Source organism: Acinetobacter sp. YH01004 (assembly GCF_013420455.1).
GTDB lineage: Bacteria > Pseudomonadota > Gammaproteobacteria > Pseudomonadales > Moraxellaceae > Acinetobacter > Acinetobacter towneri.
The window spans coordinates 141,662-151,226 of the sequence record NZ_VOXZ01000006.1 but is presented as its reverse complement, the minus strand read 5'-3'; the positions used below and the strand labels follow the sequence as shown (position 1 = coordinate 151,226).

Sequence of the window (9,565 nt, the reverse complement as noted above, 5' to 3'; positions counted from 1 at the left end):
TCGTGAACGTCCTAACTCCCGAGCAAGGGTAGCGATTGAACTTTTACTTTTCAAAGTAGCATAAATTTCGTATCTTTCATCTTGAGAAAGTTGGGTGTATTTCTTCATTGTGTGCTTTCCAATTGCGGGTTGAAAAAGTCTAATGATTCTATGAATACACCTAACTTTTTCAACTAACTACAAATGTGTTGCACTTGAGATTTGAATCTGCGTTCTTAAATTCACTGTATTTCCATTCATATTGATAAAAATTTGTGGTCACCCACATTTGCATTTAGCGCTTTACAGTCATCCAAATATTTAGCTGAAAATCACACTCAAAATCTCAAGAAAAAACAATATGCTCGCGCACTGTCTTTAAACTGCCACATCGCTTCAAATTCATGGATTAATCACATTTCACCAGTTCTCAGAAGTTTGTGCTGCGCGCTACGATGAATCAATGACTTCACGACTATTTAAGCCATTTATAAAAGCATCCACATGATAAGAAAATAATCTATTACCAATATTTGTTTACTTTTGACTTCAAAGCATCATCAAACTGCAGCCTCTTTGAAATATAAAACGCTTAATTTCTAAACAAGAATAAAGAGGAAAAACTCCTTAATTTTTATAACCTTATTCTGCTTAGGAAAAGAATATGTCTGAACAAAAAGTAGCTTTAGTGACGGGTGCATTAGGTGGTATTGGCAGTGAGATTTGCCGTCAACTGGTTACAGCAGGCTATAAAATTATTGCAACGGTTGTACCAAGAGAAGAAGATCGCGAAAAGCAATGGCTTGAAAGCAACGGCTTTACAGAAAGTGATGTGCGCTTTGTTTTAACCAACTTAAATGAGCATGAAGCGGCTACAGCAGCCATTCAAGAAGCAATTGATGCTGAAGGTCGTGTAGATGTGTTGGTCAACAATGCTGGTATTACCCGCGATGCAACTTTCAAAAAAATGAGCTATACGCAGTGGTCTGAAGTGATTGAAACCAACTTAAAAACACTTTTTACCGTGACTCAGCCTGTATTTAACAAAATGTTAGAACAAAAGTCTGGTCGCATTGTGAACATTAGTTCGGTGAACGGTTTAAAAGGTCAATTTGGTCAAGCCAACTACTCTGCAACTAAGGCAGGCATCATCGGCTTTAGCAAAGCTTTGGCGCAAGAAGGCGCACGTTCAAATATCTGCGTGAACGTCGTTGCACCAGGTTATACCGCAACCCCGATGGTCACAGCCATGCGCGAAGAAGTAATTAAAAGCATTGAAGCACAAATTCCTCTGCAACGTCTTGCCGCCCCTACCGAAATTGCGGCAGCAGTTATGTATTTAGTGAGTGATCATGCTGCATACGTAACAGGCGAAACCTTATCAATCAACGGCGGCTTATACATGCACTAAGCGTGTAACACCTCATTTTAATCTACAAGTTTATTTACTGGAGTGACACCCATGCTATACGGCGACTTATTTTCAAACATGAATGCTCAATACAAAAACGTGTTTGAACCGTACACCAAATTCAACAGTTTAGTTGCAAAAAATTTTGCTGACTTAACCAACTTACAATTAGAAGCAGCACGCAACTATGCCAACATTGGTTTAGCACAAATGTTTGCCAATAGCGAAGTGAAAGACATGCAAAGCATGGTGAACTGCACCACGAAGCAATTAGAAACCATGAACAAACTCAGTCAGCAAATGATTGAAGATGGCAAAAAATTAGCAACACTGACTTCAGAATTCAAAGCTGAATTTGAAAAGTTAGTCAGCGATTCAATGCCAAATAACAAATAAACACTGCTCTGAAAACCATGCGTTATCAGGACGAATGTTACGGGGAAGTGTGAAAATTTCCCCGTTTTAGTTTCAGCCTTGCACTCAATTTGATTGCTAAAAGCCATGTGCCATGGAGCGATGAAATGAAACAGAACTCATTTCAATTCAAAGAAAATATATTACAATTTTTCTCTAGCCACGATGATATCTGGAAAAAACTACAAGAATTTTATTATGGGCAAAGCCCTATTAATGACGCCTTAACACAGCTCAACAAAGAAGATATGTCGATGTTCTTTGAAGCTTTGTCTAAAAATCCAGCACGCTTGATGGAAATGCAATGGAGCTGGTGGCAAGGTCAAATGCAAATCTACCAAAATGTGATGATGCGCAGTGTGGCAAAAGACATCGAACCATTCATTCAACCTGAAAGTGGTGATCGTCGTTTTAACAGCCCATTATGGCAAGAACAACCCAATTTTGACCTGTTATCGCAGTCATATTTGTTGTTTAGCCAACTGGTACAAAATATGGTGGATGTCGTAGAAGGCATTCCAGACAAAGTGCGTTACCGCATTCACTTTTTTACCCGCCAAATGATTAATGCTTTATCACCAAGCAATTTTCTTTGGACTAACCCTGAAGTGATTCAGCAAACCATTACCGAACAAGGTGAAAACCTTGTCCGTGGTATGCAAATTTTCCATGATGATGTGGTCAATAGCGGAAAATATTTATCTATTCGCATGGTCAATAGTGACTCTTTTAGCTTGGGTAAAGATTTAGCCTATACACCAGGCGCAGTGGTCTTTGAAAATGAAATTTTCCAGTTGTTGCAATATGAAGCAACGACAGAAAATGTATATCAAACCCCGATTCTAATCGTGCCGCCATTTATTAATAAATATTATGTGCTGGATTTACGCGAACAAAACTCATTGGTGAACTGGTTACGTCAGCAAGGTCATACGGTCTTTTTAATGTCTTGGCGTAACCCAAATGCTGAACAAAAAGAACTCACTTTCGCAGATCTGATTACCGCAGGTGCAGTTGAAGCTTTGCGTGTTATTGAAGAAATTACAGGCGAAAAAGAAGCCAACTGTATCGGCTATTGTATTGGTGGTACTTTACTTGCTGCAACGCAGGCTTATTACCTGGCAAAACGCCTGAAAAGTCATGTGAAATCTGCCACGTATATGGCAACCATTATCGACTTTGAAAACCCAGGCAGCTTAGGCGTATTTATTAATGAACCTGTGATTAGTGGTTTAGAAACCTTAAATAATCAATTGGGTTATTTTGATGGTCGCCAGTTGGCAGTCACGTTCAGTTTGTTACGTGAAAATACCCTGTACTGGAACTACTACATCGAGAACTATTTAAAAGGCAAAGAGCCTTCAGATTTCGATATTTTGTATTGGAACAGCGACGGCACCAATATTCCTGCCAAAATTCATAATTTCTTATTGCGTAATTTGTATTTGAATAATGAATTGATTTCACCAAATGCAGTAAAAGTGAACGGTGTTGGACTCAACCTTTCTCGTGTCAAAACTCCAAGCTTCTTTATTGCAACGCAGGAAGATCATATCGCGCTTTGGGATACCTGCTTCCGTGGTGCAGATTACTTAGGTAGTGAATCTACACTGGTACTTGGTGAATCTGGACACGTGGCAGGCATTGTGAATCCGCCAAGTCGTAATAAATACGGTTGCTATACCAATACTGCCAAGTTTGAAAATACCAAGCAATGGCTTGATGGTGCAGAGTATCATCCTGAGTCTTGGTGGCTACGCTGGCAGGCTTGGGTTACACCGTATGCAGGCCAACAAGTCCCTGCCCGCGCCTTAGGTAATGCGCAATATCCAATGATAGAAGCAGCACCAGGTCGCTATGTTTTGGTAAATTTATTTTAATCAGTCATATAACAACAGCAATGCACATGCTATATATCATGTGCATCCACAGAAACGTAAACATAAAATTTAAGGATATAAAATGAAAGATGTTGTCATTGTTGCTGCAAAACGTACTGCAATTGGTAGCTTTTTAGGTAGTCTCGCTTCTTTATCTGCACCACAATTGGGGCAAACAGCAATTCGTGCAGTCTTAGACAGTGCTAAAGTACAGCCTGAACAAGTCGATCAGGTGATTATGGGTAACGTACTCACTACAGGTGTAGGACAAAACCCTGCACGTCAAGCCGCAATTGCTGCAGGTATTCCTGTACAAGTACCTGCATCAACGCTTAACGTGGTGTGTGGTTCAGGTTTACGTGCCGTACATTTGGCTGCACAAGCGATTCAGTGTGATGAAGCAGAAATTGTAGTTGCTGGTGGTCAAGAATCAATGTCACAAAGCGCACACTATATGCAGTTGCGTAACGGTCAAAAAATGGGGAATGCCCAGTTGATCGACAGTATGGTGGCTGATGGTTTAACCGATGCCTATAACCAATATCACATGGGTATTACTGCAGAAAATATTGTAGAAAAGCTTGGTTTAAACCGTGAAGAACAAGACCAATTGGCACTGACTTCACAACAACGCGCGGCTGCAGCACAAGCGGCTGGTAAATTTAAAGATGAAATTGCAGCTGTAAGCATTCCACAGCGTAAAGGCGACCCAATTGTATTTGCTGAAGATGAATACATCAAAGCCAATACCACCCTTGAAAGCTTGAATAAATTGCGCCCTGCGTTCAAAAAAGATGGCAGCGTAACCGCAGGTAATGCTTCTGGTATCAACGATGGTGCAGCAGCAGTGTTGATGATGAGTGCAGACAAAGCTGCAGCCTTAGGTCTACAACCTTTAGCACGTATTAAAGCCTATGCAATGTCGGGTATTGAGCCTGAAATTATGGGTCTTGGCCCTGTTGAAGCGGTAAAGAAAACCCTGAATAAAGCAGGCTGGAGCTTAGATCAGGTCGATTTAATTGAAGCCAACGAAGCCTTTGCCGCACAAGCACTAGGTGTTGCCAAAGAATTAGGCTTAGACCTAGATAAAGTAAACGTGAATGGTGGCGCAATTGCCCTCGGTCACCCGATTGGTGCTTCAGGTTGCCGTATCCTCGTGACGTTACTACACGAAATGCAACGCCGTGATGCGAAAAAAGGCATCGCAACGCTTTGCGTAGGCGGTGGTATGGGTGTTGCACTTGCGGTTGAACGCGACTAAGTAACCGAGCCGAAAGTACTGCACGAGTCAAAGCTATTGAATTTGATAGCTGTTCAAAGCCAGTAATAAGTTAAGACATAATGGGAGCTTCGGCTTCCACTATTTTTTTAACTACACAGAGCTTAAAATAATATTGTTGTCGATTAATTTGACATGACAAGTTCTGCTTAATCCACCGAAAGTAAGTGCTGAATATGATCACTAAAGTGATAAAAATGCATGGTATCGGGTTGCTGTTTCAGCTGTTGCCATGCGTCTACAAACGACGTCCAACCTAAATCTTTTAGGCATTGCACAATCATTTCCAATTGCGACAAAGTCTTTTCAGTCGATTGTTTTAACCGAATTTGTCGGTCTAATTGTTCAATTTTTTGCCCCAATTGGAAAAATAAATATATCTGCTGTGGTTCTGCATCTAATAGTGCTTCGCAGTCTTGTACCACATCACAAATATAACTCGCGTTATCGCACGCATTTTGAATACATTGCTGTAATTCAACATAAGTAGCTTTAGAAAACACCTGTGCCAAGTTTTGAATTTTTGTCCGTGTTTGCTCAAACTGCATCGCAAATGAAGCAGGCTGTTCTTCGTTTAAAATCAATTCATTTAAAGAAGCTGCATCAAATGCAGGCAAACAAAAGGCATGTGCATAAGTCAAAGCAGCATCATTTTGTTTAAATGGAAATTGCTGACATACATATTGAATACGGGTTAAATATCGGGCTAACCAAAAAATTTCTCGCGCATCGCTGCTAGATAAATTCACGGTTGTTTCATCCTCCTAACTCTAAGGTCTGTTGATAATTCATCGCGATAAAGCACCTCAATCGCCTTGCCCAATTAACCTACAGCACTCATCCACTCAGACCGCTTTTATTTACATAAACCTGTATCTACCATACAAAACAATGACGGGTTTTCACTTAAACACAACTATTCAATCTTGCTTTTCTAATTGATCCAAGTATGGCTTGAGGTCATAGTTTCTGATTCACTTCTATTATTTGATTAACTTTGCCCGTCCAAATTTTGTGATATTTACTGCAAAATCTGCGGTTATATTTTGCCCTTTTTCAGTAAAAAACTTGCTAATCATTCCGAGTTTTCTTATTGTGTGGAAGAACAAGTTTTCATCCGTATGAATTGACCTAGTAAATATTGAATATGTCTATACAAGAAAAAGAAACATCGAATAGTTTATATCGCCAATGGCAAATTTTATCGCGCCTTTCTACAGGTAAATGGATGGGCACACGTGAATTACACGATGTCCTGCAACGTGAAGGTATCGACATTAGTTTGCGTACGATTCAACGTGACTTAAATCAAATTTCTCAGCGCTTTCCAATTGAAAGTAATGGTACCGTACCACAAGGTTGGCGCTGGCGTTCAGATGCACCGATTCAAAGTTTACCGCACATGACCAGCTCTCAAGCGGTAACGTTTATGATGGTCGAGGAACATTTAAAACATCTGCTGCCGCCAAGTTTGATTGAAGAAATGAACCCATGGTTTGATTTGGCACGACGCAGTCTATCGACCCAAAACAATGTCCGCCAATGGATTAATCGTGTGCGAATTGTGCCTGCAACACAACCTTTAATTCCACCAGTCGTAGACCGCAATGCACAACAGGCGATATATGAAGGCTTGCTCCAAGACAAACAACTAGAATGTATTTATCAATCACGCAGCAATTCAGGCGAAGAAAAAACTTATGTGCTGAATCCTTTGGCTTTGGTGCAAAAAGGTGCGGTGATTTATTTAATCTGTACTCGATTTGACAAAACCGACATTCAAACCTTTGCCCTGCATCGTTTTAAAGCAGCCAAAGTTTTAGATTCACGCGCCTTGCATCCTGTTAATTTTGATATTGATGCCTATATTGAATCTGGCGAATTAGGTTTTAGAGTCGATTTCAGTAAAGCTACTGAAAATATTCAGCTCAAACTTACCATGCAAAAAGCTGATGCCATATACTTCGATGAAAGCCAATTAAGCAAAGATCAAACTATGGAAACACTGGAAAATGGTAATGTGTTGGTGACTGCCACTGTGCCGTTTACCTCACAATTGGTTTGGTGGTTGCGTAGTTTTGGTAAAAAGCTAATTCAGATTGAACCTGTAGAAGTTGCCAATGCGGTGCATCAAACTCAGGAATAAAAAAGCCCCAAATATATTGGGGCGATAGCATTATCGTTCTCTTTTAAATCAAATTATTGTGATTGCTGATTGAAGTTAAAATTAAAATTGACTCGGCATCGTTCAGCGTGGGCATGCCAGTTCAGCTGTACTATAACGAATGCTTTTTAAAGTCATATTTTGCTCCTATCTATGTTGATAAGTGTCACTTTAAATGCTCCTGATCTAGCTGTGAAATCATAAGATATGCAGTCGAAATCAGATTTATTCTTATACGCAACTTCTTCTTTGCTTAGCATCTGATTTACTTTGGCGCATAAAAAAGCCCGCAATTTAAATTGTGGGCTTCTTCATCAATCCATCAAACCTTAAGCAGATTTACGTGACTGTGCATTTTTACGAATGGTGATCATCACCAATTGAACTGCGGCAGGTGTCACACCTGGAATACGACTGGCTTGTGCCAAAGTTTCAGGCAAAACATGCTTCAATTTTAGCGTGATTTCACGCGATAAACCTGACACTGCATCATAATCAAAATCGGCAGGGATTTTGGTTTCTTCCAAGCGTTTTAATTGTGCGACATCTTCATGCTGACGGTTGATATAACCTGCATATTTCACTGCAATTTCAATTTGATCGCCCACTTGTGCAGAAACGTCTGAACCCGTTAATTCTGCGATTTGCGCAAAACTGATATTTGGACGTTTTAACAGATCAATCGCAGAACATTCTTTGGATAAATCTGCACCTGTCATTTCAACAAATTTTTTACCCATTGGGTTGTTTGGTGCAGCCCACAAATGTTGTAAACGCCCTGTTTCACGTTCTACTGCTTCCATTTTTTCACAGTAAGCTGCCCAACGAGTGTCATCCACCAAACCAAGCTCACGACCAATTGGCGTCAAACGCTGATCGGCATTATCTTCACGCAACATCAAACGGTATTCCGCACGTGAGGTAAACATGCGGTACGGTTCTTTGGTACCTAGCGTGATCAAATCATCAACCAATACACCAATATAAGCTTCGTCACGTTTTGGTGTCCATTGTTCCTGATCCCAAGCGCGACGTGCCGCATTCAAACCAGCTAACACACCTTGCGCACCCGCTTCTTCATAGCCAGTCGTACCATTAATTTGACCTGCAAAATACAAGTTATTAATGGCTTTGGTTTCCAAAGTGAATTTCAAGGCTTGTGGATTGAAGTAATCATATTCAATCGCATAACCTGGACGCAAAATATGCGCATTTTCCATACCACGAATTGAACGAACTAACTCGAACTGCACATCAAACGGTAAAGAGGTTGAAATCCCGTTTGGATACAATTCATGTGTATCTAAACCTTCAGGCTCCAAAAATACCTGATGCGAGTCTTTATCAGAAAAACGGTGAATTTTATCTTCAATCGATGGGCAGTAACGTGGGCCAACACCTTCAATCACACCTGTATACATCGGTGAACGATCTAAACCACCACGAATAATTTCGTGAGTACGTTCATTGGTATGGGTGATATAGCAGTTCACTTGTTCAGGGTGCATCGACACATCACCCATGAATGACATGGTTGGTGATGGGAAATCACCTGGCTGCGGAATCATGACCGAAAAATCGACTGAGCGTGCATCAATACGTGGTGGCGTACCTGTTTTTAAACGCCCAACAGGCAAATTTAATTCACGTAAACGTGCCGCCAAAGCAATTGATGGAGGATCGCCTGCACGACCACCGCTCGATTTTTCTAAACCGATGTGAATCACACCACCCAAGAATGTACCTGTGGTCAATACCACGGTTTTCGCATCAAAACGAATCCCCATTTGAGTGACTACACCTTTTACAGTATCGCCTTCTACAATCAGGTCATCGGCTGCTTGTTGGAAAATATCTAAATTGGCTTGGTTTTCTAAAGTGGCGCGAATCGCAGCTTTAAAGCGAACTCGGTCTGCCTGCGCACGTGTTGCACGAACAGCAGCACCTTTACGCGAGTTTAAAATACGGAATTGAATCCCGCTTTTATCGGCAGCCAATGCCATTGCGCCGCCTAAGGCATCAATCTCACGTACCAAATGTGACTTACCAATCCCGCCAATTGCAGGGTTACAGCTCATCTGCCCTAAAGTCTCAATGTTATGAGTTAAGAGTAAGGTTTGACGACCCATACGTGCTGCTGCAAGCGCCGCTTCGGTGCCTGCGTGACCGCCACCAATAACAATGACATCGTAAACTTTAGGATAGTGCATAATGGTCAATGAGAGATAAAAAATAAAGACGGAATATTATAGCAAAACTTGTGGCATAAGTTGACAGATTCAGTCGATTTTATTGGCTTAACCGCGCTACAAAATTAATATTTTGTAATCCAAATTTGCATTTTTACTGTACATAAAAACATTTAGACCTAAAAATTAACCAGATCACCGTTGTTTTAATTTGTCTATTTTTTATCCTAATAGCACAGATATGAGAAA

The 9,565-nt window shown here is 40.7% G+C and carries 8 protein-coding genes; 5 read left to right on the top strand and 3 right to left on the bottom strand.

Annotation, left to right across the window (positions count from 1 at the left end; all coding sequences use genetic code 11):
• Positions 1-108, bottom strand: a 108-nt coding sequence (locus FTT71_RS06460; RefSeq protein WP_178319009.1) for a helix-turn-helix domain-containing protein, incomplete at its 3' end; no start/stop codon positions are given.
• Positions 109-643: 535 nt separating this feature from the next.
• On the opposite strand from FTT71_RS06460, the gene FTT71_RS06455 reads away from it, so the two are divergent.
• From FTT71_RS06455 to FTT71_RS06440, 4 genes are all read left to right on the top strand, one after another.
• A complete protein-coding gene (locus FTT71_RS06455) occupies positions 644-1,390 on the top strand; it encodes a beta-ketoacyl-ACP reductase (protein WP_180160815.1) in 747 nt (248 codons plus the stop codon).
• Positions 1,391-1,441: 51 nt separating this feature from the next.
• Positions 1,442-1,786 carry a phasin family protein gene (locus FTT71_RS06450; protein ID WP_131260811.1) on the top strand — a complete coding sequence of 115 codons (345 nt, stop codon included), beginning with the start codon at positions 1,442-1,444 and terminating at the stop codon, positions 1,784-1,786.
• A gap of 125 nt (positions 1,787-1,911) precedes the next feature.
• A complete protein-coding gene (locus tag FTT71_RS06445) occupies positions 1,912-3,684 on the top strand; it encodes a class I poly(R)-hydroxyalkanoic acid synthase (protein ID WP_180160814.1) in 1,773 nt (590 codons plus the stop codon).
• 82 nt (positions 3,685-3,766) lie between these two features.
• Positions 3,767-4,945 (top strand): acetyl-CoA C-acetyltransferase, encoded by a 1,179-nt coding sequence (locus FTT71_RS06440; RefSeq protein ID WP_179988648.1) that lies wholly within the window; start codon positions 3,767-3,769, stop codon positions 4,943-4,945.
• A gap of 167 nt (positions 4,946-5,112) precedes the next feature.
• Here the strand turns inward: FTT71_RS06440 and FTT71_RS06435 are convergent, their stop codons facing one another.
• Entirely contained in the window at positions 5,113-5,712 is a 600-nt protein-coding gene (locus FTT71_RS06435; RefSeq protein ID WP_004973138.1) for a hypothetical protein, read from the bottom strand.
• A gap of 398 nt (positions 5,713-6,110) precedes the next feature.
• On the opposite strand from FTT71_RS06435, the gene FTT71_RS13245 reads away from it, so the two are divergent.
• Complete coding sequence (locus tag FTT71_RS13245) at positions 6,111-7,109, top strand: YafY family protein (protein WP_004973137.1); 999 nt, start codon at positions 6,111-6,113, stop codon at positions 7,107-7,109.
• 347 nt (positions 7,110-7,456) lie between these two features.
• Here the strand turns inward: FTT71_RS13245 and mnmG are convergent, their stop codons facing one another.
• A complete protein-coding gene (gene mnmG / locus FTT71_RS06425) occupies positions 7,457-9,337 on the bottom strand; it encodes a tRNA uridine-5-carboxymethylaminomethyl(34) synthesis enzyme MnmG (RefSeq protein ID WP_096900911.1) in 1,881 nt (626 codons plus the stop codon).
• Positions 9,338-9,565: the final 228 nt, after the last annotated feature.